This is a genomic window from Vibrio genomosp. F6 (assembly GCF_005146325.1).
Classification (GTDB): domain Bacteria; phylum Pseudomonadota; class Gammaproteobacteria; order Enterobacterales; family Vibrionaceae; genus Vibrio; species Vibrio cortegadensis.
In genome coordinates this window covers 1-936 of the sequence record NZ_SYUT01000088.1, presented here as the reverse complement: position 1 = coordinate 936, position 936 = coordinate 1, and the positions used below count along the sequence as shown (strand labels likewise).

Below are 936 nucleotides of genomic sequence, written 5' to 3'. Positions count from 1 at the left end.
CTTAAATTGTTTGTTAGTTTTGCGTGCCAAAGTGACACAATGATTGCTTAACGCTCATTTTAAGACCATAATACACATGTGACATTTTGACACAAAAGGAAATTACATTATGGCTACTACTTTGCCCCGCATCACTGCTAGAGTTGATGTCGATACACAATACTTACTGACAAAAGCGGCGGCAATTGCAGGCATGTCTAGTATTAACTCATTTGTTCTAAGTGCTGCTATAGAAAAAGCCAAACAAGTCATTGAACGTGAACAAGCCCTTAAACTTAGCCAAGCTGATGCTATGTTACTTATGGATGCTTTAGACCGTCCTGCAACAATCAACTCAAAATTGAAAACTGCTTCTGAACGTTACGAGAGCAAAACTCAATGATGAACACGGTACTTCTAGAAAAAGCAAAACATGATAGAAATCGGTTCAACTGCGGTATTGAAGCTCTTAATAACTACCTGAAAGTAATGGCGAGTCAGCAAGCAAAGAAAGACAACACCAGAACATTCGTTTTAGAAGATGATAACGATAGCTCGCATGTCATTGGTTTTTATACACTAACAATGACACCAATCGACTTGAAGGCTTTACCCGACAAGCTACAGAAAAAACACCAATCATCGACTTCTGGTGGTCTAATTGCCCGTTTAGCAGTCGATGAACGCTACAAAGGTAAAGGCTTTGGCGAGTGGCTCCTTATTGATGCACTTAGAAAGCTACTAGCAGCCAGTGATAGCGTCGCATTCCCTGTAGTTATTGTTGACGCCAAAGACGGAGCAAAAAACTTCTACGAGAGATATGGCTTCCAAGCGTTTCAAGATGCAGAAAATAAACTCTTTATTACCATTTCTGATGTAAGAGCGAATTTAGGCTAGTTGACTGCCTGCCTCCTAGCAAACTAACGCCCAATTAAGGTGCGACAACGCTATAACACC

At 40.6% G+C, this 936-nt stretch carries 2 protein-coding genes; both read left to right on the top strand.

The genetic code is table 11. The features are described 5' to 3' along the window. Positions 1-109 precede the first annotated feature (109 nt). On the top strand, positions 110-382 hold the full coding sequence (locus FCV43_RS19510; RefSeq protein WP_016790030.1) for a DUF1778 domain-containing protein: 273 nt from the start codon (positions 110-112) through the stop codon (positions 380-382). Beyond that, positions 379-876 carry a GNAT family N-acetyltransferase gene (locus FCV43_RS19505; RefSeq protein ID WP_136996103.1) on the top strand — a complete coding sequence of 166 codons (498 nt, stop codon included), beginning with the start codon at positions 379-381 and terminating at the stop codon, positions 874-876. The genes FCV43_RS19510 and FCV43_RS19505 overlap by 4 nt, the downstream gene beginning before the upstream one ends. Positions 877-936: the final 60 nt, after the last annotated feature.